Annotated in this window: 18 protein-coding genes; all 18 read right to left on the bottom strand. The window is 38.4% G+C overall.

The window, feature by feature from the left end; genetic code table 11:
* Position 1: 1 nt before the first annotated feature.
* The 18 genes from ACN9MR_RS24395 to ACN9MR_RS24310 all read right to left on the bottom strand — a co-directional run bounded on the left by ACN9MR_RS24395 (position 2) and on the right by ACN9MR_RS24310 (position 22,752).
* Positions 2-4,633 (bottom strand): RHS repeat-associated core domain-containing protein, encoded by a 4,632-nt coding sequence (locus ACN9MR_RS24395; RefSeq protein ID WP_426327076.1) that lies wholly within the window; start codon positions 4,631-4,633, stop codon positions 2-4.
* 11 nt (positions 4,634-4,644) lie between these two features.
* Complete coding sequence (locus tag ACN9MR_RS24390) at positions 4,645-5,928, bottom strand: tetratricopeptide repeat protein (protein WP_426327075.1); 1,284 nt, start codon at positions 5,926-5,928, stop codon at positions 4,645-4,647.
* 17 nt (positions 5,929-5,945) lie between these two features.
* Positions 5,946-7,763 carry a type VI secretion system Vgr family protein gene (locus ACN9MR_RS24385; protein WP_426327074.1) on the bottom strand — a complete coding sequence of 606 codons (1,818 nt, stop codon included), beginning with the start codon at positions 7,761-7,763 and terminating at the stop codon, positions 5,946-5,948.
* A gap of 24 nt (positions 7,764-7,787) precedes the next feature.
* Complete coding sequence (locus ACN9MR_RS24380; RefSeq protein ID WP_426327073.1) at positions 7,788-8,633, bottom strand: hypothetical protein; 846 nt, start codon at positions 8,631-8,633, stop codon at positions 7,788-7,790.
* 1 nt (position 8,634) lies between these two features.
* Positions 8,635-9,354 carry a hypothetical protein gene (locus ACN9MR_RS24375; RefSeq protein ID WP_426327072.1) on the bottom strand — a complete coding sequence of 240 codons (720 nt, stop codon included), beginning with the start codon at positions 9,352-9,354 and terminating at the stop codon, positions 8,635-8,637.
* Between the two features lie 91 nt (positions 9,355-9,445).
* The gene (gene tssD / locus ACN9MR_RS24370; RefSeq protein WP_025141860.1) at positions 9,446-9,841 is read right to left on the bottom strand and encodes a type VI secretion system tube protein TssD; all 396 of its coding nucleotides are present in this window, start codon (positions 9,839-9,841) and stop codon (positions 9,446-9,448) included.
* A 107-nt stretch (positions 9,842-9,948) separates the two neighbouring features.
* Positions 9,949-10,344: a type VI secretion system tube protein TssD gene (gene tssD, locus ACN9MR_RS24365; RefSeq protein WP_116249250.1), complete on the bottom strand. Its 396-nt coding sequence runs from the start codon at positions 10,342-10,344 to the stop codon at positions 9,949-9,951.
* Positions 10,345-10,638: 294 nt separating this feature from the next.
* Positions 10,639-11,571, bottom strand: a complete 933-nt coding sequence (locus ACN9MR_RS24360) for a hypothetical protein (protein ID WP_426327071.1) — start codon at positions 11,569-11,571, stop codon at positions 10,639-10,641.
* A gap of 3 nt (positions 11,572-11,574) precedes the next feature.
* On the bottom strand, positions 11,575-12,549 hold the full coding sequence (locus ACN9MR_RS24355; RefSeq protein WP_426327070.1) for a hypothetical protein: 975 nt from the start codon (positions 12,547-12,549) through the stop codon (positions 11,575-11,577).
* Between the two features lie 426 nt (positions 12,550-12,975).
* Positions 12,976-13,749 (bottom strand): hypothetical protein, encoded by a 774-nt coding sequence (locus tag ACN9MR_RS24350; protein ID WP_426327069.1) that lies wholly within the window; start codon positions 13,747-13,749, stop codon positions 12,976-12,978.
* Positions 13,750-13,833: 84 nt separating this feature from the next.
* Positions 13,834-14,433, bottom strand: coding sequence for a hypothetical protein (locus ACN9MR_RS24345; protein ID WP_426327068.1), 600 nt, complete (start codon positions 14,431-14,433; stop codon positions 13,834-13,836).
* A gap of 4 nt (positions 14,434-14,437) precedes the next feature.
* Entirely contained in the window at positions 14,438-17,257 is a 2,820-nt protein-coding gene (locus ACN9MR_RS24340; RefSeq protein WP_426327067.1) for an OmpA family protein, read from the bottom strand.
* 3 nt (positions 17,258-17,260) lie between these two features.
* The gene (locus ACN9MR_RS24335; RefSeq protein ID WP_426327066.1) at positions 17,261-17,740 is read right to left on the bottom strand and encodes a DUF4280 domain-containing protein; all 480 of its coding nucleotides are present in this window, start codon (positions 17,738-17,740) and stop codon (positions 17,261-17,263) included.
* A 3-nt stretch (positions 17,741-17,743) separates the two neighbouring features.
* Positions 17,744-18,703, bottom strand: a complete 960-nt coding sequence (locus ACN9MR_RS24330; protein ID WP_426327065.1) for a hypothetical protein — start codon at positions 18,701-18,703, stop codon at positions 17,744-17,746.
* A gap of 43 nt (positions 18,704-18,746) precedes the next feature.
* On the bottom strand, positions 18,747-19,487 hold the full coding sequence (locus ACN9MR_RS24325) for a hypothetical protein (RefSeq protein ID WP_426327064.1): 741 nt from the start codon (positions 19,485-19,487) through the stop codon (positions 18,747-18,749).
* Complete coding sequence (locus ACN9MR_RS24320; protein WP_426327063.1) at positions 19,454-20,713, bottom strand: hypothetical protein; 1,260 nt, start codon at positions 20,711-20,713, stop codon at positions 19,454-19,456. The genes ACN9MR_RS24325 and ACN9MR_RS24320 overlap by 34 nt, the downstream gene beginning before the upstream one ends.
* 3 nt (positions 20,714-20,716) lie before the next feature.
* Complete coding sequence (locus ACN9MR_RS24315; RefSeq protein ID WP_426327062.1) at positions 20,717-20,860, bottom strand: hypothetical protein; 144 nt, start codon at positions 20,858-20,860, stop codon at positions 20,717-20,719.
* A gap of 29 nt (positions 20,861-20,889) precedes the next feature.
* Entirely contained in the window at positions 20,890-22,752 is a 1,863-nt protein-coding gene (locus ACN9MR_RS24310; protein WP_426327061.1) for a type VI secretion system Vgr family protein, read from the bottom strand.
* Positions 22,753-22,884: the final 132 nt, after the last annotated feature.

The raw sequence follows: 22,884 nt of genomic DNA, 5'->3' as shown, positions 1-22,884 counted from the left end.
ATTAACGGCATGTGCCTCTAGCTTTTTGAGTGCGAGAAACTTCATCCCAGTCAGATACCAATGCACTTTTCACTTTGAATCTACCCTTCGCTCCTCGGCCAACAAATACATCAACAACTCTTTTATCTCCAATATTATTCATTATTCTATTAGCTTGTTGCCGAGACAATCCAAAATCAGCAATATTATCTTTCTCGAGTATGTCTTTTATAAAGTAGTCAGAATCTAACTGCCTGCTTGATAAATCACCTACATTTCCTGAGATATTGGTTTTTACTTCAAAAATATCAAATTTTCCATCATGGCGCATACCCACCACATCAATACCGTGACCAGAAGCATTTTGAACTTGAAATACACGGGAATACTTATTCGAATTTTGTAAAGCTTCCTTCACCCATTTTTCGCCATAATCACCCAATGCCTGTTGAAAGGTTTTTAAGCCGAATACATCTAATTCATAATTACTATCAAATACATACCCATAAACGGTAGGATTACCGCCAATCAATCCAATAGGGTCCTGACTTATATACCCCCCAACTTCCGGGTCATAATACCTAAACCTATTATAATAAAGCCCGCTTTCTACATCCTCATATTGGCCCTGATACCTAAACGGCACAAATCCCCTATCACCGCTAAGCTTACGTATTTTTCCATAAATATCAAGTTCGCAATCCCATACTTTTTTACCTGCTTCATTAAAAGCCTGAACAGGTGTACCCAAATAATCGCTAATAATGGAGTAGTATTGGCCATTAACAATTTTGGCACTTGGTGTAAATTTATTCTGATCGTATATCCAGGTAATTAAATCGTCGCCCAGCGGTTCTGTTTTATCATAACTAAGCAAGCCATCTTCGTTAACTACCAAATTTGGCCGTTCGCTTAAGGGGTAATTCCATTCGTGCAACAGTAAATTACCATCCCACAGATACCGGTAAACTGTATTTTTAACAATTTTGGCTTTCCTCCTGCCTAAGGCATCGTATTCAAAACTGATCATCTCACCATTTGGATTTTTAACGGCCTTCATCATGCCATTAGCAGCCCAGGCATAAGCCCAGTCGCCTTCCTTCCACTCTGGTAAATCGGGTTCGGCATCTGCCAAAATATCCATTATTTCAGCTTTGGGAATATCAGGATCAGCCATTCCCCAGCTTAATTTTTTACCAAATAAGCTATTGTCTTCTGGTTTAGCAACCTCCTCTTTTGCCAGACCGATAATATTACGTTTACTTTTTTGTACCAGGTTGCCTCTGGCATCGTAACGGTAATACCATTGGTCATCTTTAAGTAGTTTACCGCCTTTATCGTAACGCCTGTCGCTGCGATCGGCTGTTTTATATAAATTCCCGGTTTCATCTGGATTTTTATAGATCACTTTGCCATCATCAGTATAACTTGCCGAAGACAGGCTTCCAAAAGTATCATACCTATAATTGATGCTTGCACCTGTAATGCTATTTAAGCAGCTATTCAGTTTATCGTTCGGTCCCCAGGCATATTGCTTAAAAGCGGTGATGGAATGACTGGCTTCAACCTTCTGACTGATTGGATGACCTTCATGATCATAATCGAATGTTGCTCTAATCCCGCCGCTTAAACTGCGACTGGTTTCTTGCCCGTTTTTATTACGGCCAATGGTTGCAGTCCACTCTGCTGATGCGCCATTTTTTGCTGCAATACCACTCAGATAGCCTATTTCATCATAATCGTATTTAATATCGGCCCCTAATGAACTTTTTAAACTGGTCAGATTGCCAAAAACATCATATTGGTAATTGATCTGGTAGCCATCCTGTATTTCCTGGGTAACCATGCCCAAAGGATTCCGCTTAAAATTAACTGAAGAAAGTTCGTTTTCTGCAGTAACGAGCAAGCCGAGTTTGTTGTACTGGAACGCTTCATAAGTGCCATCCTCATAGCTGCTATATACCAACCGGCCACTTAAGTCGTAATTGTGATAAATGGCTTGGCCGTCGGCCTGTATGGTTTTGATAACCTGTCCATCCTGATTACGGATGTATTGTTGCTCTTGCCCATCAAAACCGATTTCTTTCACCACATTATCATTGGCATCCCTTAAAAAGATATACTCTTCTCCTTTTTCGTTGGTAATGGCTTTTAAATTCTCCCACCTATCATAAGCAAAATGAAGGGTCTGGCTATTTTGACCGGATGATTGACTGCTTCTTGTTTGTGTTTTAAGGCTACCCATGGGTGTATAGGTCATACGCCATTCTTCGCGGCCATCGGTGGCATACACCGGGAGATCGTAGGCATCATATTCGAAGCGTAAGGCCTCTTCCCCAAAATCTTTCACCGAGATTACACGCCCCATTTCATCACGTTCCCAAATGGTGGTTTGGTAATTATCTGGACTAAAACGAATCAAGCGACCATAGTCATCATACGTCCAGCGGCGGCTGTTGCCTTCACTAGAAACCGATTCGATCAGTTGGTTTAAACCGTTATAGGTCCAATGGATTTCGTGACCATCATTATCACGGCAAAACACAGGTAATTTTTGCCCTTCTTTATAATAAAAATCGACTATGCGATCGTCTTTTTGTACATGCTTAAGCAATTGGTTCTGCTCGTTATACAGCCAGGTTTCATTTGATCCCGCCGGATCGCTGCGCAATATCAGGTTATTATTTTCATCATACGCATATTGATACTGCTCGCCATCTGCGGTATGATATGTAATAATGTTTCCACGATCGTCGTATTCATATCCGATTACCTTACCCTCTGGGCTGGAAACCATTTTTTCTTCGTTGTAGCGATCGTGCTCAAACCAGGTTTCGCCCCCCATGCCATCAACCTTTTTGTAAACAAGATCATTTTCATCATAATAATAACGCTCTACTTTACCATCGCGATAGTATATTTCGTTATAACCTTCCTCTGGGAAATAACGTAACGATCCGCTCATAAAGCCATCTCTGCCTTCGGTATGGGTTACACGGCCTTCTTCGTCATATTGCCAAAAATAAGCCATTCCATTCCGGTTGATCCGTTTTATTACCCGGTTAAACTCATCATATTCAAAGCTAATGGCTTTACCTGTCTGATCGTATACTTTGATCATGTTGCCACGCTGGTCGTAATCGTAACTCACCAACAGATCGCTTGTGTTTTTATATTGATAGTAAACCGCTTTAATGGCATTACCTGCTTCGTTATGCTGCATTTCGAGCACCCGTCCAGAATTTTCTACAATACGAGATAAAAGCTGTTTTTGATAATAAAATGTAAGGCTGTTACCGTTTGTATATTCGATATGGCTTATGCGATAGATATCTCCATCAGCCCCACCACTAAAAAGGGTATAGGTATAAATATCCCGATCGATGGTTAGCACCCAGGTATTTTCGTCAGGTCTTTCCATCCAGATTTTCTGTGCACGATCGTATTGTTTTCCCGAATATGCCTCAATATATGGCAAAGGCATCACCATATTTTCGCTGGGATGGCTAAAACCTATAATTCCAGCTTCGGGATCTGGATAAATATATAAATCGTAATTATTGTAAACCTGATTGCCTAACATACCTGAATAGGGTTTATCGCTGCGCCATACATTATTCCAGGCAAGTGCCTTGCCCGCTGGCAGTTCGAAATCGGTCCATTCGAAAAACATAGCCCCGGTAACAAAATTTACAGGCTCCAAACCCCAATGGCAAAGTTTTTTTGATAGCGGGTTTGTTTTACCCAACATCCGCTGGAGGAGTTTATTCACCCCTTTTAACGCCCCCTTTGCTAAGGCTCCTCCTAACTTGGTGAGCCCCCTCATAATGCCAATGGCTGCAAAACGCATTAGATATTCTTTCAGTGTGTAATTATGAGGTGCAAATGTACCGCCAACCAATACAGGCTTACCAGTATTGATCTGTACATACATACTCAATAAATCGCTATAAAAAGCGAAATAAGCCAATGGATTTTTCTTAAGTTTTCCTGGCACAGTAGGCAGCGGTTTTAGGCCCATTGGCGGACACCAGCAGGTAAGCACCTGCCCTGGATTAGACCCGCTCATTTCGGAACCTTGCCCTTTTACTGTGGTAGAGCCCCAATACACTTCTCCTTCATGTGGCGAACCAGGTATATTTACTATAAAATATACGGGAATAGAACTGATGTGCCGAAACGGGAGCAAAACTCCCATCACCGTAGTGGTGGTAGTGGCTTTATGCCTGCCATGTACATAAATAGAGCCACCCATTGGGATACTGGCCGCACCAATCAAACCCTGCGCAAATTTAGGAATAGGGATACTAAAATGCAGGTAATCCATTGGATCGAACACCATGCCGATAAACGGATGCGGTAAAGGCAACGGAATAAAACCGAAAGACGGAGGAATGGGAATGGTTGTCCAGTGAAAATCGATAGCGAGTACCACATCAAAATGCTTGCTTACATGTTGTACTGCTGTATTGGCCATTGCAGGTTTTTTGGCTTTTAAAAGCTTTAACGTACTTTTTGCTCCAGGAGGGTTACTTCCTGGGGTAATGCCAGCGCCGCCACCAACAGCTTTAGGTTCGGCTTTGGTTAAGCTGGCAGATAGGCTGATTGACCTATCGGTTGACATGTTCGGTTTACTTGCTTTTACTTTTTTCATCCGTATATTTTTTATGATAATGGATTGGCGTGATTTTTTGGTACTTCGGCCATTGATTTCCAGTCTTCGCCATAATCCTGCTGCATATCCATATCTAATTTTTTACCTTCTGGACTTTCTTCTCCATATTTTTTTAACATGATCGATGCGGTATAAGCCATCGAACTTTGCCGTCGTTTTTCAATCGGCATTTTCCGGGCAATTTCTAAACACTTCAAATAATAACCCATGGCCTTTGCCGAACCTGTTATTTTACTTTCCGAAAGCTGCCCGAGCAATCGGGTACATTCCATTGCTATAAAATCGTTCTCTATAATTTCGGCGATTTTAATTGCCTTTTCGAAGTACTTTTTAGCTTCATCTTTACCCGAGTGTGCCAGTAAGAAACTGCCATAGCTCATGTGGATATGCGCACTCAATAGTGTGTTTTCTCCGGCACGGGCCAAAGCAAGTTCGTATTGTTGGCGTGCTTCGTTTTTTTTGTTTTTTACAGCTAAACTCTGTGCCAGCATAATCCTAGCGGCCACTACTGCCTCGTGCAGTCCTTGCTTTTGGGCGATAACAATTGCCCGTTCCAAAACTGCATTAGCCTGCTCGTGCTTACCTTTGCTCAAATAATTACTGGCAATCAGTATCTGTTGCTGGTAATCAGCTTCAGGATCGTTCTTCTCACGGTTGGTATGCGCCGCGGCATTTTGCATCAACTGGCTAACGTCGATATGGAGTTTAAACTCCATTCCCTGTTTTAATTTTTTTAAAGTGCGGTGTATGTGATGTTCGGTAAAAACCAGTTTAATATTGTGAATATCGAATGCTTTAACACCACTGCACCATTCGTTAATCCATTCGGATAGCCCAGCTACATCATGAATGGTAGTTGGTGCCAGCTGAACATATATCTTCTTTAATTTTAAATCGGGGTAAAGGTTGCACAACCGTACTAAAGCCCTAACTGGGAAATATGCATCGGTTTTATAATTTTTATCACCCTCACCTGTTTCAACGTCCCAAACAATACCTGCCCCTGTATCCTTCTGCCATAAATCAAAAATCTCTTTCCATTCTTTAACCAAACTTTTACCGTAATCATTTTTGTTCTGAAACTCCTGATAATGGAGCAGGAATATATCGTTGGTCCTGCTTTCTTCCGTTAATTGGTATTTAAAATACGATTCGAATAAATTCACCTCATGCCGCTCACCAAGGCAAAGGAACAGGGTTTCTGATGGATGTCGCCTTACTACTTGCTGCCATTGTTTATCTATTTTAAACAGTTCCAGTTGTATCGGATTCATTAACTTTAAAGTCGAAATTAGTTTAGATTAATCTTGCCACTGCTGATATTTGTTTCGCTTTCGCCACCCACATTAATCTTTTTCGAAGCCAGATTGGCCTCTGTTTCGCCGCTCATCGAAAGCGTTTTTGTACCAATATCTAAGGTTTGTGATTCTATACCAATACCAGAGGTTGGTGTGCCGTCTTCTGGTCCTACACCAATACCAATACTGGTTGTCGCAGAATTTCCAATGTTTTCTCCCAGCGTTAAGATATCCTTTCCCTTAATGATGATCTTTCCGGTTTTATCCATGAAAATGCTGCTCTCTCCACATTTAATCAGGATCGATTCTTTTGTTTCGAAAACGGCTTTTCCTGCTCCATCAAGCTCGATAAAATTGCTATCCTTATCCCGCATAATCATACCCGCGCCATCATCCATACTTAAAGTATGTCCACTTTTAGAAGTTAAACTTTTGCTGTTATTGCTGGCACTACCTCCGCTACCACTTTTGCCATGAAATACCGACCCCAATACAATTGGCCTTGCAATATTGCCTTCCTCGAATGTTAAAGCTACCTGGTCGCCAATTTCGGGGATAAAAACAAAGCCTCTGTTTTTACTCACTTTATCGCTGCTTCCTGCGTCTGGTGTAATTACCCGTAGCCACTCGGTTACGTCGTTGGTTTTACATTCCCATTTAAACTTTACTTTAATGCGTCCCTGTCCTTGTGGATCAGCATTATCAATTACATCTGCCAATTGCATATCAGGACTGGGCTTACCGTAATTTTTTACTGAAAGACGCTCGGTTGTTGACACTACTCCTTCGAAAGTGTTGTAATATTTACCTGTCCCATCGATATTGTGATTAATAGTGGTGACAAGGAATTTGCCAAGACTTTCTGTAGAAAAGGATAGTTCTTTTCTGATACTCATCGTAATTTCGGCAATACTCCCTATGCCCAGAGCAGCGTTATCGCCACTGGCATTTACCTTTAAGAGATCGCTGATGTGTGCTTTCTCCTCGTTCTGCACATGGTTTTTAATGTCGTTGCTATTATCTACGCGGATGAGTGATGGTTGATTAAAAGTTTTGCTGTACATGGCATTCGATACCTGTATGGCATGTGCTAAATCTGGTGATCCATCACTTTGCCCACTGCTTTCGCTCTGAAGCATCTCATCCTGTTTGGGATTATAGGCGAAACGTTTATTCTTGATCGGTGCAATTTCCATGGCGTACTGCAGGTTTTGCACGTCGCGTCCATAAATCAATGCAATTTCTTTTTGATTGTCTGGTTTGCCAAAATTTAGCTGTTTGCCATCATAATAAAACCATTCGTAGTACTCACCCGATAACCTGTTCAGAAAATCGAAATCACTTTCCCGGTATTGGATCAAATAGTCAATTGGTTCTTTTCTGGCTGCATTGGCCACAATTTTAATATCGTTTGAAGGAACATCCGATGTAGCAAGATTTACGATCGTATTTAAATCTTTGTCGAGATAAGAACCCAGATCGGGTCCGCGATCGATCAGAATGGTTGGACTGTAACCACTTACAATCAGTACACCGTGATATCCATGGCTTTGCGCGAGTTCTACCTTGGTTACCAAACCAGCAAAACCCTGTAAACTACCAGAATCATAGCCAAATGATGCTGTTAAGGTTTTACCCACAAAATCGCGACTGTCGTTTAGACTGATCATCCCCGGCGAACCCATCTGATCATGATTAAACCGCAGCTCGAAATAATGATGTGCATTAAAAGCTTGTTTTAAGCTAAATGAGGCAAAATGGGTAATTGCCTTATCTTCTATATTAATTTCGGTGATCAATTTCTTTTCCATGCGAGCTAAATAATAGGTTGATTATTACTTGAACATTCCATCCCGAAAGGTTAAAACATTTCTTTTTCCACTGAAAACAGATCCGTTTTTAGTCTCATTAACCTCTGGATAGCTGATGGTTTTATCCTGAGGGTTATAAATCATGGCCAATTGTGCCATAAGTTTCTCTTTATCCTGATCCTCTTTAAGGATGGCAGATGCAAACAATTGAGTTTTGCTCGCTTTCGCCAATTTAAATAAGGGTTTGTTAATGCTAAATTTTGAATGGTTAATGATTAGCGTATGGCATACACTATACGGCTCGGTGCCGCCCATTTGCCCATAACCCGTAAGCAGATATGTTTTCTGAGGTGATGTATTTAAGCTAAATATATGCTCAAAAAAAGGCGTAGGGCTACCTTCATCATTTTTATCTTCGTAAAGACTATTAAATAAAACCGCGGTTAAAGTGTTATCTTCACCCTGGTACTGAACAATATTCTGCACATGCCACATCGTACCAGAATAGGGAGAAAGCCAATAAAACAGCCTAAGTTTGTTATCATTGGCAGTTAATACATTAATCTCGTATTTCTTCAGGTTAGCAAAATCTGCCTCAAAAGCTTTTGGTTGTTTTAAGGCCTCGATAAATGCCTTTATAAATACTTCTTCGGCTTCAGTTTTTCCATCATTTAGATAACTTTCTCTGGAGGCTACCATTTTTGCAGCCAATTTCTCAAGAGAACTTGCCTGGGCAGAATCAGCATTTTTCTTCTTCTTTACAGCTATATCAGCATGATCTATTCCATTTGGTTGCTGATCACCATGCTTTGCACCGCAAGAAAACAGCAGGAATACCATAGAAAAAAATAAAATGCTCGTTGTTTTCATGCTATTGCCTGGGTATATTAATTAATCCTCTATTTTCCATAACTTTTAAGATTACAGCTGTTCCAATTTGTTTATTTACATAATCGAGACTAAAAAAATGATCCCGAGGAAAACCACCTTTAGTATAAAGATTAGAACCGCCCCACAGATAAGGCGAGTTGATATTATTGTTCTGATAGGCTTTTGCTATGCCATTGTATTGTTCTAAACGCAACAAAACTTTTGGCAGCGACCAAACCGTTTCTTTATCCAGGCCACGTAATTTTAAGGCATCAACCGCACTTTCTTCAAAAGTAAATGGTGGTCCGTGGTTAATTTTTGGCCTGTTAGCAGGATGCTGCCTGGTAAAGCCACTGAGCGGATCGCCATTATGCAGGTGTTTGGTAAAGTCAGCATTACTTTCTCTATAGTGTACACAGGCGATAAAGTACCAGGGAATACCCGTATTTTCAGAGAAAACACTATGATCTAAAAATGTTCTGCTAAAAAAACTATTGCCGATTTTTGGATTTCTTTTGAGGAAAAAATCATCGGGTTCGTTTACGAAACAGGCATTGCGGTAAGTATACTCGGTTAAATTGAGCAGTTTATTTCTTACTGCCTGATATCTTGATTTATTGCTTATTATTTTATCGTCAATAATCCGATTGATCTCAACCGATTTTATCGGAGAAACTGTGCAGGCATTAAATAGCTTAATGTATTCTAAATCAGTAGCCATAATTAGCTCTTTATATCACACCTCTAAAAGCACAAAAACCGTTACCAGCACCAGCCTTTTTAGCAGGTAACCCGTAACGGCTTTATTACGATTAAGCTTTAGGCCAATCGTTTTCGTGTTCTGCATTGCCCAGCTTTAGCTTACGGGCCGATACCACAAAACTTAAAGTCATTGGTGTATTGTCGTTTACCGCAATACCCTCGTTATACTGGATGATATAACCATCTTCGAAAGACAGTTCTTTCATTTTTGCATCTTCTTCGCCTTTTTTGAAAACCAATGTTCCTGAAAGTGGCTTATATTGGTTGTTTACCATCGATTCGATCACAGAAGTATCTTCGGTTGATTCGATTTCGATGTGGATGGTACCACCATAAACACCTGATGATGGACGGCCTTTTGCGTCGACATCTCTATTTAATGAAAAGCTGCACTGTAGTACATCAAATTCTTTTGATCCTAAGTTTAAACGGGTTTTGAATGCCATTGTAGTAAGTTTTAATGTTTTTGAAAAAATGAAATGAGTTTAGAGCAGAGCGCATGGCGCCAGGCGTTTAAATACCTTAAACCCTAAGCCTTACGCCTTAAACCTAACTAAGCTTTTGGCCAATCGTTAAGGTGCTCGGCGTTGCCTAATTTAAGCTTTCTGGCTGAAATCTGGAATTTGAGCGTCATCGGGTGATCACCCACAATGTTGATCCCTTCGGAATATTTAACAATGTAGCCGTCTTCGAAGTTAACTTCTTTCATTTTGGCATCTTCCTCCGATTTTTTGATCAGAAGCGTTCCCGTAATAGGTTTGTACTGGTTGTTTACCATCGCCTCGATTATTGAGGTGTCTTCTGTTGACTCGATCTCAATGTCGATGGTACCGCCGTAAACTCCGGAAGAGGGTCTTCCCTTTGCATCTACATCACGGTTTAACGCATAGGCACAATGAAGCACATCGTACTCCTTGCCTGAAAAATTTAATCTAGCTTTGAAAGCCATAGTTTTAAAATTTAAAGGTTAAAAATTTGATTTATTGTAGCCTCCGCTACATCATATATAAACCAAAAATTAAGCCAATTATTGTATATGTAGCTCATCTATAACGGCTAACACCCATGTCCATTTCGAAAATATTATCCTAGCGCAAGCAGAAGGCAGATTTTTGTCAAGAAAAAAAATGTATTTTTTTTGAAACTATTCTACGTCTTATTTTTAATACACGCAGTAGCTTGAAGTTTTGTAGCATTTTAGGGCAGGCTGTTACTTTTTGCGACAAAAAAATAATTTAGCTGTCTATTTTTTTGAATCCACTAACCTGATTACTTCAGCCTGCGACATGCGCAGGGATTTTAATTTTCCTATAATTTTTCTGCCAATAGTTGTCGTAATTATCGCCTCTTTATCTTTTCCGGTTATTTCAACATGTTCTGTTAATTTGAGCAGATTAAGTTTTAATGGATTATAGGTTGCTTTACGGGATATAATCTGTCGGTCTTCAGTATTGCGGTAAATGTTCATTTCAATGAGACCTGGATTAAGGTAACTCATTTTTTTACTAAAATGTGTTTCTTCTGCCGATGTACCCTTAACTAATCCCAGTTTACCTGAACGGTTGTACTGATACTTATAACTCCAGATATCCTTCAGATCAGATTGGCTTCTCTGTGTGGTAATTTTGGATTGCCGGATACCTTTTCCCCATCTTCCGTGGCTATCAGACAATAAAACCTGATAAATATCATTGATTGAATACTCTTCTAAATAATCTTCCAAAAGATCAAACAAGCCAATAACGGAATGCTGTTTACCTACCTGCTGTTTAACCTTGGTATAAAATTCGGGAAATAATTTATACTCATCCTGATTAACAAGTACGGTATGTTCTGCATCGGAAAAGGTAATCTTTAATGGCTCAATACTGTCCGCGCCATTTAATATAGATTTAGCCCGCAGGTAAAGGCCTTTATTATTGCCCGATAAAATATAGGCCGTGGCTTCAGAGAGTATGCCATCTGCTATTTTATATACGAACAGGCTATCTTTTAAACTATTCTGCACATATAAGATTTTACTCGTATCCTTTTCTTTACCCTCCTCAGATTTGACTTCTGTAAATCGGGTTAGTAAAATTCCAGAATAAACTTTTGCTGGTTTGGGAGGCTGTTGTGCTACTACACTAAAAAGAACCAACAAATTAAGAATAGAGGCAGATATCAGTTTGACCATATTTTATTTTGTTGTTGCTGCTGTTAAACGGTTCGGGGTTATTTTCCAGAAAATACTTTTGCCTGCGGTGATGGTAGCAGAAATACCATTGGTGGTTTTAACGTTTGTATCATAATAAAAATTGCCACTTATCCAATATTGCTGATCTTCAAAGTCAGCTGATGGAATGTCATATTTAATTCTGTCAGGTACTTCAACTTCCTTAAACTGTAGCTTACCATCAGCACCTTTTAACTGTTTGCCATCTGGTCCAAGTACCGGCTTTTTAACTTTCTTTTTAAGGTGTTCGTGCGTACCCTGATCTGCATTTTCATCATGGTTACCTTTATCCTTATACCTTGCTGATGTACCGTTCGCAGCTACAAAATCATCATAAATCGCTTTTGGAATTTCAACGAATTTATATTCATCGAATTTGTTCTGCCCCAGTTTATTGTAGGGATTTGTTTCAGAATTACCCCATGCCAGAAAATCGGTTCCATCCCAAAACTCAGCGCCATCAGTAATATCTTTTACTCCAAAGCAAACATCCAATACTGCGTATCTCGCCAATTTTGATTTGTTATCATTATTATCGGGAAGTTCTTTCTTATTTGGTACAGAGGAATAACCGGAGGCTAACAACGAACGCCAGGTTTTTTTGGTAGAAACAGCCCTGTTATGACTGGTAAAGGCCACGCATCTGAGCTCTTTTATATCAGCATTACCTGATTCGTGACTTATAATGTAAGCAATGTATCTGAAGTCTGCATGACTTAACGCTGTATTATCGTATTTAACCAAATTAGCTTCATCATTCAGAGCATCCCAATTTTTTGCAGCCACTGCCTGATCATACTTTTCCTTAGTAGTAATAAAAATTTTAGCACTACCTGCTACCCCCCCCAGGTATTCACCTTCACGTGTGTAATAAACATATTGTACCGTTTCTTTAGGCTCTTGCGATGGATTATAATCTCCAAACTTAACATTTGTCATAACTACTCAATTTACCTGTATGTGCACTCCTTTTTATCATTAATAAAAGGGTTGCCTGCTTCAACATTTATCCGTTTTTTGGGAGCATTAATTTTTGACGGCTAAAATTTAAAACAGCTCCAGTGTTTAGGTGCTGTTTAATTCGACTATTTTATTTTTGAGTTGCTGATACCTGATTGATAACAAATTAAACCTCGCCTATTATTGTATTTTCAGGTCAAATTACTTCAACATTATTTTGGATTTGTTCATCATATCGTTTATTAAAAGTTAACTGCGCAATATCTATAACCTCTTTTTACAGACAATAGTTAACATCAAGAGGAATAAAACGTATGACAATAATTTTATTTCCCTAACCTGCAGTTGGAGAAGTACAACTCAAAAAAGCAGGTACGAATAAAATGATTAATGTTCTTTTCATAACTAGATCACTTCAAAGTCAGACTCACCCTCTGGAATGTAAAAAGAAATATCGAGCATTAATTCTTCCTGTGTTTCTTCATTTTCCAGATATAATGCAGACTCTCCATTAAGCTTTTTCAAAACAGCAACTTTATTGTTTGCATAAAGGACCATTAAATTTTCTTTTGAAATAGGCCGAACTTTAAATCCCGAATTAAAGTCATGGATGAGTTCATTTATTCTTCCTTCCGATTCTTCTTTTGATAAATACATGGCGGTAGACATATTATTTTCTCTCTTAGAAATCAATTGTCTATACTTATTATATTCACCATCCTGAATTATTTTAATGATTTTATTATACGTTGATTCCAGTTTTTTTCTACAATCATCAATATCTTTAAGGTTTCTTCCTTTTTGCCAAACATCTAAGTTATATGGGACATCGGCCTGAAAGGAATTCATATATTTTATTATGGGTAATTTCTTTTCTCCAACAGGATCTGATTGATAATCTCCAAACTGTTGATTAAAAACAAAATCATTGGCAACATCAAATAATTTTATATTAAATTTTACTTCTGACTTATTATGCAATTCCAGATCGCCGATATTGGGTAAAATTGTTAGAGATATAGACTGTGTACCACTTTTCAATATTGCATAATTGATGGGAATATTACTGGCAACCTGACCTTCCACATTCATATGGATCACGGGATAGTCATTAATTCTGATTTCAAACAAACAGGCAGACGCACTGAAATCGATCATATAATACGGTTGTTTTATCATATTATTTAATTTTTAAAGCTTAACCAATCTATACATTTCAGTAATCCTATTAGCACTTACAATATTAATGTTATCAAATATTTATTATGGAGTATATGTTTTGATAATACGGGAAACAACCGTTTGTTGTACTTCAGGAGCTATCACCTTATTGTCTACCATATATAGAACAGAGGAGATATTTGGTTTATTATTTGTGTATTCGTAATATTGAATAAGTACTATTGTTTTATCTTTCAGATTCCAGGAATAGGCTGCATTTCCTAACACTTTTCCTTCATTATTTTTCTCTGGAACTCCAGAAATTACTTTCGGAGTTTTATACTGTGATTTTAAGTATGCTAAAAGTTCATTGCTAGCGGAAGTCTCTTCAACTTCTATTTTAATACCTTTAGTAAGACGTTCTTTAGTATTATTGATCAACAATCCTACTGTAGAACTCTTTATTGAATTTTCCTTACTATTTGCAAAAGAAATGTTCCCAAATCTGTATTGACTTACATTTTTGGTATAGGCTACGGGAAGCGTGGTAACGATCTCCCGAGCATCTGTCTGAAACTTCACATTTTTTAGAATCTGTTTATAACTCTCTGCAAAATCGACTTTTTCCAGATTGATTTTTTCTTGTGATTGACATGATAGACATGTTATAAAGTACAAACCTATTAAAACTATTTTTTTCATATGTTTAATTTCTAATTAACGGAATATCAGCACTAATCCCAAAGAGCTCTTCCAGGCTTTTAATCACATCAAATTTAGGGATTACTTCGTTATACTTGCCTTCTGCAATGATCCCTTCATCTTCGCTGCTGCCTTTTAGTTCTGCTGGTTTTTTATTTTCCCCTCTTGGTATTTTCTTTTTTGCTGACATTCCTACTTTTCCTTTGATGACATATTCAGCATTTAAACCATCGAATCCTAATTGCGGACGGTAATTCAAGCCTTTATCATCATATTTTAGAGCATGGCCAAATGTTACAGATGCATAACCCTTTCCGCTCATTTCAAAGTAACCTTCAACTTTTACGATAACAAGATTAGCTTCTCCTTTTACCCAGACTCCTGCTTTTAGTTCAACTTTAAGTGTATTTGTTAGTTCCAGCTTTTTCTGATCATCGCTTTTATCACTCTCTGTGTTGAAAGAAAAACCAATATTGGTTTTGATCACACTTGAAATAACAAGATCGATATAAACATCAGCACTTACTTTAGCTCCAAAATCATCATTACCAAATTCCATGCCCGTATTCATCTTATCTTTGATAAATCCATAAAGCCTTACGGCACCTGGAGCCGCAGTTCCCCCACTCACAGCCCCCGCAACCAGCCCAACAGCAGTACACAAAAGATCTATTGTTACCTCTAAACCTATTAACGGATCAGCATTAAAAGAGATGTCTACTTTCGTGCCTATTTTTTCTATTTCTATACCTTTTTGTTTTGCTCTTTCTAAATTCCATTCTCCTTTGAGGTTAAGATTAGGGGGCTTAACGGCAAATGTCATAGGCAACCCTTTAAATCCTATATTCCTAACTTGCCCTTTAGTCTTATTCGTTACCCCATCAGACATTGCTCCCACCGAAGCGAAAAGATCATAAAGTTTTTTGAATTTCGTTTCATATTCAGCCTTAAGCTCTTTACTCCTCTGATAACTACCGCTACTACTTTTATCCCATTCACCTTTAAGGCCGAAGCCAAAAGATGCATCTTTTTGCTTCCATCTTCTTTCAGCTCCTATCTTACCGGATTTACGCTGCAACTCTTTATGCTTTGCGGCAGGTTGGTTTTGCCATTTTACACTAAGGTCATTTGTAAGATTGATAAAAAAAGTCAAAGTCCATTTAATATCAGGATAAACTTGAACATTTACCGTAGGGTTATTTTCTACCGAAAAATATCTACAAGAATGAATATGAACCAGATATTCGTTAGCAGAGCTGTAAAAGGATGTTAAAGTAGCTTTATTCATGGGCCACAGATATTGTATAGGCATAAGATCGTCCTTACCTATAGCAGATACAGCAGGGATTGTAATCTTTCCTTCTTCCTGTGCTTTTTTCTCGTTAAGATTATATAAGGTAATTGTTTTCTTATGTTTTTTACGATCAAAACAGGCTTTGGTATCGAAATTGACTGGTTGTATTAAAATATTTTTTGGCGTACTACCCAATATTGTCTGATAAATTATTGTTTCTGCATTATGCCCGTAATATTCAAATGTGATATCTACCCGCCTATTACTCGTATATTCATATTCATTTTTATATTTAATATTATCTTGCCCCATTTTGTCATCCGTAGGATTCACTTCACCATGCCCGGCTACCTTAATTCGGTTGGGATCCAGTTTCCCTTTAATAAAAAATTCCCTAACCGTTTTTGCCCTGTTTTCTGATAATATATTATTGTGATTCTGTTTACCGATTACACAGGCAAAACCATCGAGTTGGATAGTGCTGTATCGATGTTCAAGCAAAAACTGCAAAATATTATTGAGCTGTTTAAGGCTTTCTGGCAGAAGCTCAGTACTGTCGAATTTAAAAACGATAGATATTAACGTTTTTTCCCGCTTATCCCGAATATTTTTAACACCCTTTCCGTTATCAAAAATAAGGACGGGTTTACCTCCTGTTTCGATTACATTAATCTGTTCGAACCTACACAACTCAAACCTTGCTGCATTTTTATCGGGCTGATAAATGGTAACCGGCGTTCTATTTTGTGGCACCTCAACCACCTGCGATTTCACCTTATCTTTTATCCTTAAAAAACGGGCATGGGCAGTATCGCCTTTTCCAAGATCATCTTCAATGTACTGGCCCGTTACAGGATGTACTACCCGAACGTAAAACTCCTCAACTTCCGATCTATCATTCATAGATTGGTACCAGGAATAGGTATTGGGAATCTTCAGGTTAATTTCTCCATTGATTACATTTACCCTATAAATTTTACGGGTTACCTCATCATCTTTTGGCCACAAGCCCAATGCGGCCCTGAGTTTTCTGAACACCCGCACTTCTACATTATTATAGCCGTTTAAACCCTCGGTAAAAAGTCTTAACCAAATTAATTCGCCGTAAGAGAACTGATAGGTTTTGCGTACATCGGCCCCACCTTCATTTTGAGTCCATCTACTTGCGATTATTTTTGCTGGTGATTCACCCCTGATCTTTAAGCCTGATTTACTATCAAAATTTCCACTCCATGTTGCTTCAATATACCATAAATAGGGGCCGCATAGTTTTTTGGGGATTCTGTAACCATATTTAAAACTACTGGGTATTGTTTTCTGAAGATCAATAATTCCTTTGTCATTAAAAACAGCCCATTTTACATCCTTCTTTTTATCTTGCTCTGTAGTGCCGGGTTGCCATTCCCCTATCTTAAACCAAACATACTGATCAGGAGCTACAACCACTAACTGACCAGGTATCGATCCTTTAGTAGCGTTGTACACCTTACCTTCGCCGCTCCATACAATTTTCTTTATTCCCTTTGCCATACTTTATGCTTTAACACTTACGTCAACACCTTCAAAATTGTTAGCAGATTCATCTAAAGATTCTGACATAGGGTTGAGTTGTGATTGTACATTTTTATTTGCGTTATCGAAATTTTGTTTCGAAGCCTCTGCTTTTTGTCCATGCTGAACAATTTCGATGCAATCAGTGCCACCTATCGGACAGGTAGCCTTGCTATCTTCAAGCAAAATCTTGCCTCCGTTGGTGAGAATCGTATCCTCATAAAAGCCCGACCATTTGGTTACCACCGCATTACAAGGTTTATTGTACATTTTTGAGCAGGAGCCAAACATGTTCTTTTCGAATGTTGTTCCAATATCTACAGTTGTTGCGATTAACTTCTTGCTTCCATCTTTATCATTAGCGTACTCTTTAGTATGCGTAAGCACCTTTAATTTATCGGGCGCCGATCCAAATTTGCACATGCATTGTGCCCCCTGAACTACAATATGTTTCTCTGCCATGTGTTACTTATTTAATAAACGGTCCCAAAATCCTTTTCTCGATGTCTGCCCGTCAATTACTACCATTTCTGTTACCGGCAAACCTTTAACATTGGTATCTAGCTGAAAATCCTGATCAAATTCTTCTCCGCTTTTGGGGATAACCGTAATTTTCACCTTAACTTTTGACATAAGCGGTGCGCCATAATTAAAATCAGAAACTACTGATATGATCCTTTTGTATTTAGGATGTAAAAGGTAATACCCTTCATAATCGCCTGTAGCTCTATTTGCGATATATAAATCATCTTCCAAAGGTTTAATGGTGCCATTGTGCAATAATTCTATAGCACCAAAACTATTGGTTTGTCCGCTTAATTTTTCTTCGGTTATATAACCTTCAACATTAAAATCCTTTGCTATCGGAAATTTATATACCGATTCGGCGGTACGGTGCTGCCCATACTCTTTATAGAGTGGTTTAAAAAAAGTGTGGATAAACCAATCGTTATTTAAAAATGCCAGGTTTATACTATCAGCATTGGCTAACTGTTTTTCCATCCGCTCTAAATAGTCTTCTACAAGGCTCCCTTCAAAATTATCCAGCACCTTATTTTTAACAGATTGCCATCTTTTTAATATCTCCTGGTGATTATAAATGCTTTGAAAACCACCATTTTGATCAACAGTAATTACCAAAGGATAAAACACTTTTCCGGCGGCATAGGCCAAACGATCGGCTACCAGATCGGGCAAGATTTCATTTACAAAAACATCACTGATCCGTTCGATTTGAAATAAAGGTTCCCCATCTTTACCTGGCTTTAACCTGGTAATACGCACTTCGTATTTCACTTCGTTGCTATTTTCTTCGCCCTCATTAAAAGTGATTAAAACACCATATTTTACAGATAGTTCGGCAGGCCATTCTAAACGAAGGGCGTTTATACCTGAATAGTGTACTGTTTTATTTGAAATATCCATTGGTTTGCCTCTGAAATCAAAATCAGCTAATTCCTATAACTACCTAACCCACTTTGCGTATTGGCGCAGCCCGTTTCTGGCGTTCCAATACCGCCCCGCTATCGCCATCAAGTATGCAAAAATGCTCGATACTATCGGCTGATGGCACATCTTCAATCCAACTTATGGTCCATACATTCTTTTTAAACCGACTGCTAAAACCCCGCTGTAAATCGCCGTCATCGTGGAAATCGACACCATTTTTTTTACCATATACGATCACATCGTTCAACGTAAATTTGTAATCCGAGTCTTTATTGATGGTTTTAGTCACGTTGCCCTGTTCATCATAATACTTCCAGATACCCACTTCGAGCTCAATCGAAAAAAATTCATTATATTCTTTAATATTTCCACTACTGTAATAAGTAATCAGTTCTTCAAACCCATCTTTACGGCGAATCTTTTCTACAAAAAACTGAGCAGCATTTCGGTTAAAGGGCTCTGTATCCGCATTGGGCTTTGGAATATAATATTCCTGTGCATATGATCCATCTTCAAGTGTTTTTCCATCATAAAGAGGATTTGCGATCATCTGCTTTTCGAAATTATCAATATCAAACTTCCTCATTTGTGCCGCTTTATCCTGTTGTACTGTTTTAATTATTTTATCTGATGCTGTGTTTTTTGCTATTACCTTTTCTGTCTTGGTTTGCTGGCACGAAAACAATAAAACCAAGAGGCCAAGCAGTGCATTTATTTTAACAAATTTTATAGTAGTGCCCATAATTGTTCCCATTGCCATTTGTATAACTGCTTGGATTTAATTGCTGTTTTTTTGCTGTAATAATCCATAATGTTATCCGTTTCATATTCTTTGAAAACATATTTGCTGCCATTAACAAAAGTGTGCTGAAGCCCCATGCTATGAAAAATTTCATGAGCAACAGTGGCCTCATCAGTGCTTGGTGAAGTTTTCAGTTTTTTATTTGTTTTAACTATATCAGCAATGATCACGCTTGGTCTTTCCAATCCCTTTTTGCTTGGAATATCTTGCGAACGGCCCAGTAGATAGCCCTTACTGCCACATGCATTACTTTCAATAATCATTGGGGTAAGGTATACCTTCCGATAGGTATTGTATTTGGATGCGAGATAGTTTTTTTGCCTTTGCTGGTAAAGGTTTTTCTCCAAAATGTAAAATACAGATTCTTTAGGATCGCTGCTATAGTTATCAAGTGCAGCACGGATTTCCTTTTCGCCCGAGAGTACAATGGTTTCACTTTTAATCTCCGCTTTGATGTACGCCTGCCTCAAATATTTCCTTAAAGCTGCTTTTTCATTCGCCAGGTTCATATTTGATTTGTTTTTGCCCATAATTACGTTTACAAAACAGATTTTAACAAAGTGATGGAATTTGGTATGGTTCCGTTTTACAATAAGCTGGCCTACCAGATATTGTTCACTGCCCTTCACAGCATAAACCTCAATAAATTCATCCCTTTCAAAATAAGCCTTACACTTTACGGTTATTGCACTGTCTATTTTAGAAATCCCCTTTGTTACCGGCAAACCCGTATCTACCGCAACTTCAAAATATTCTTCATTATACTTAAATTCGAATTTCTCTGGTTCCTCCTCCACTTCAACAATTAATTTTAGCTTGGCCGAATATTCGGGAAGCAATGTCATATAGGGAATAGGATAAATATATGGAGCATCTTTATTAGTTGTTTTCCAGGGAACAGAAAAACGCCTGTACTCTCCGAAAACCATATTATCATACTCCTTTGTACTTTGCACAAATTTAGGGTTGCAATAATCGTAGTCGCCATTTGCCAATTTTGGCGTATCATAATAGCCGGTAATGTTTTTATACCACACATCACCTTTACTCCCCGAATCGCCGAGCCTAACCCAATCGAAGCCAAACTCGCCATTGTAATTGCCGTGCGGACGAAAATGTACCAAACACTTGGGTTCGATTTCTAGTAATGTTGGCGTATAACTTTTGAATTGAACATTTGCCATAGCCTATTTATTTCCTTCGCCAACAACCTGTTTGTTACTTGCCAAAACCAAATTATTGTACATCGCTTCAACATTTAGCTTATCGGCCATTTTTACGGATTTTTGCCCCACAACCATACTATAATCAGAGCGAACCTTGATTTTCATATTGTTTGATTGTTTTGTAATTGCCATAACTAGAATAATTTTGATTTCTCTGCACTGTTAATTTCTACAGTTTTACCACTTTGCAGGCTCATATTTTCTTTTTGGCTAAACATCGAAATCTCACTTGCAAGTTCGTTAGATGTTTCTGATTGCCTTACAAAATCCTTAGTTACAAATTCCGACCTTTTATCTGAACTTTCCTGAATATCTCCGGTTGCGCTCAGTGAATAATTGTTTCCTGCTGTTGTATTTATATCCTTATTTACTGAAGTGGTTTGGTTATTACCAATAGAAGAAGATTGATCTTTGCCCACGCTCACATCCATATTTTCCTCCACATTAATCTGCATGTTCTTACAGTTTAACGTCATGTTCTCCAAAGCGGTAATGGTAATATTATTGCCTTTGGTATCGATATGGATAATATTATTATGGATATCGGTAATTTTTATGCCCTGTGTGCCTGCATCATCGTCAAATTCAACAAGGTGACCGCTTCTGGTAATGATACTTTTAAGGTGGTTTTTAATCAATGGGCTACTATCTACACTGGAGCTGTGGTAAACACTTCCCATTACTACAGGGCGAGCGATATTCCCCTCTTCAAACGCAATCATCACCTGATCATCGATTTCTGGTATGGCGAAATATCCACGGTTATTACCCCTATCACCAACACCGGCACTTGGCGTAACTACACGCAACCATTCTGTAACATCGTTGGTTAAACATTCCCACTTAAATTTAACCTTAATACGCCCCTGGCCTTGCGGATCGTTATTATCAATCACATCTGCCAGTTGCATATCTGGTTGTGGTTTTTCGAAGTTCTTTACCAGTAAACGTTCGGTTGTGGATACTTTTCCTTCAAAAGTATTGTGGTATTTGCCGTTTTCGTCGATATGATGTGTAATACTGGTAATAAGAAATTTACCCAGACTTTCAGATGTAAAAGCAAGCTCTTTACGGAGGCTCATCGTAATTTCGGCAATACTGCCTATGCTTAAACCTGCATTATCGCCCCTGGCTGTTACTTTTAAAAGTTCACTTGTATTAGCTTTCTCTTCATTTTCTACCAGGTTTTTAATGTCGTTGTTATTATCTACCCTGATTAATGAAGGCTGGTTGAAGGTTTTACTAAAAGTAAGGTTAGAAGCTTTTACAGCATGAGACAAGTCGGGTGTGCCATCTACTTTACCTGTACTCTCGCTCAGCAGCATTTCGTTCTGCTTGGGATTATAGGAGAACCGTTTATTTTTTATGGGTGCAATTTCCATTGCATACTGCATTTCCTGAACATCTCGGCCATAAAACAGCGATATGTCCTTTTGGGTATTGGGTTTTCCAAAATTAAGCTGTTTGCCATCGTAAAAAAGCCACTCGTGATATTCGGCCGAAAGGCGGTTCAAAAAAGCAAAATCACTTTCACGATATTGGATAATATAATCGATTGATGTATTTCTTGTGGCATTGGCCACCACTTTTAAATCATTGGCAGGCGTATCTTTAGTTGCCAATTTCACGATCTCATTCAGGTCTTTATCTAAATATGAGCCCAAATCAGGTCCACGATCAATTAAAATAGTTGGGCTATAACCGCTTACAATTAAAACACCATGGTAACCATGACTTTGTGATAGTTCAACTTTAGAAACCAGGCCTACAAAATTCTGCATACCTTCTGCCGAATGGCCAAAAGAGGCCGTTAAGGTTTTACCTACAAAATCGCGGCTATCATCTAAGCTGATCAGTCCTGGCGCCCCCATCTGGTCGTGGTTAAAGCGCAGTTCAAAATAGTGATGTTCGTTAAAAGCCTGTTGAAGGACGAAGGAAGCAAAATGTGTAATTTCTTTTCCTTCTATATTGATCTCTGCAATGAGTTTCTTTTCCATATTGATTTAATCTTGTTCACAAAATTACCTCGGGCCAGAGGCTTGGCAATATATGTGGACATCTTAAAAATGATTCCACTTTTTTCGTAAGCTGCCTGTTCAGATAAATATTGTGTAGATGCCGAATCAAAC

Origin of the sequence: Pedobacter sp. R-06 (assembly GCF_049913135.1) — a bacterium.
Taxonomy (GTDB): Bacteria; Bacteroidota; Bacteroidia; order Sphingobacteriales; family Sphingobacteriaceae; genus Pedobacter.
The sequence above is the reverse complement of the archived record's forward strand: the minus strand, read 5'-3'. Positions and strand labels throughout refer to the sequence as shown.

What these genes read in the sequence shown, in the direction of transcription:
- ACN9MR_RS24395 (WP_426327076.1), bottom strand. Translation starts at nt 4,633, where the DNA reads ATGAAAAAAGTAAAAGCAAGTAAACCGAACATGTCAACCGATAGGTCA.
- ACN9MR_RS24390 (WP_426327075.1), bottom strand. Translation starts at nt 5,928, where the DNA reads ATGAATCCGATACAACTGGAACTGTTTAAAATAGATAAACAATGGCAG.
- ACN9MR_RS24385 (WP_426327074.1), bottom strand. Translation starts at nt 7,763, where the DNA reads ATGGAAAAGAAATTGATCACCGAAATTAATATAGAAGATAAGGCAATT.
- ACN9MR_RS24380 (WP_426327073.1), bottom strand. Translation starts at nt 8,633, where the DNA reads ATGAAAACAACGAGCATTTTATTTTTTTCTATGGTATTCCTGCTGTTT.
- ACN9MR_RS24375 (WP_426327072.1), bottom strand. Translation starts at nt 9,354, where the DNA reads ATGGCTACTGATTTAGAATACATTAAGCTATTTAATGCCTGCACAGTT.
- tssD (WP_025141860.1), bottom strand. Translation starts at nt 9,841, where the DNA reads ATGGCATTCAAAACCCGTTTAAACTTAGGATCAAAAGAATTTGATGTA.
- tssD (WP_116249250.1), bottom strand. Translation starts at nt 10,344, where the DNA reads ATGGCTTTCAAAGCTAGATTAAATTTTTCAGGCAAGGAGTACGATGTG.
- ACN9MR_RS24360 (WP_426327071.1), bottom strand. Translation starts at nt 11,571, where the DNA reads ATGGTCAAACTGATATCTGCCTCTATTCTTAATTTGTTGGTTCTTTTT.
- ACN9MR_RS24355 (WP_426327070.1), bottom strand. Translation starts at nt 12,549, where the DNA reads ATGACAAATGTTAAGTTTGGAGATTATAATCCATCGCAAGAGCCTAAA.
- ACN9MR_RS24350 (WP_426327069.1), bottom strand. Translation starts at nt 13,749, where the DNA reads ATGATAAAACAACCGTATTATATGATCGATTTCAGTGCGTCTGCCTGT.
- ACN9MR_RS24345 (WP_426327068.1), bottom strand. Translation starts at nt 14,433, where the DNA reads ATGAAAAAAATAGTTTTAATAGGTTTGTACTTTATAACATGTCTATCA.
- ACN9MR_RS24340 (WP_426327067.1), bottom strand. Translation starts at nt 17,257, where the DNA reads ATGGCAAAGGGAATAAAGAAAATTGTATGGAGCGGCGAAGGTAAGGTG.
- ACN9MR_RS24335 (WP_426327066.1), bottom strand. Translation starts at nt 17,740, where the DNA reads ATGGCAGAGAAACATATTGTAGTTCAGGGGGCACAATGCATGTGCAAA.
- ACN9MR_RS24330 (WP_426327065.1), bottom strand. Translation starts at nt 18,703, where the DNA reads ATGGATATTTCAAATAAAACAGTACACTATTCAGGTATAAACGCCCTT.
- ACN9MR_RS24325 (WP_426327064.1), bottom strand. Translation starts at nt 19,487, where the DNA reads ATGGCAATGGGAACAATTATGGGCACTACTATAAAATTTGTTAAAATA.
- ACN9MR_RS24320 (WP_426327063.1), bottom strand. Translation starts at nt 20,713, where the DNA reads ATGGCAAATGTTCAATTCAAAAGTTATACGCCAACATTACTAGAAATC.
- ACN9MR_RS24315 (WP_426327062.1), bottom strand. Translation starts at nt 20,860, where the DNA reads ATGAAAATCAAGGTTCGCTCTGATTATAGTATGGTTGTGGGGCAAAAA.
- ACN9MR_RS24310 (WP_426327061.1), bottom strand. Translation starts at nt 22,752, where the DNA reads ATGGAAAAGAAACTCATTGCAGAGATCAATATAGAAGGAAAAGAAATT.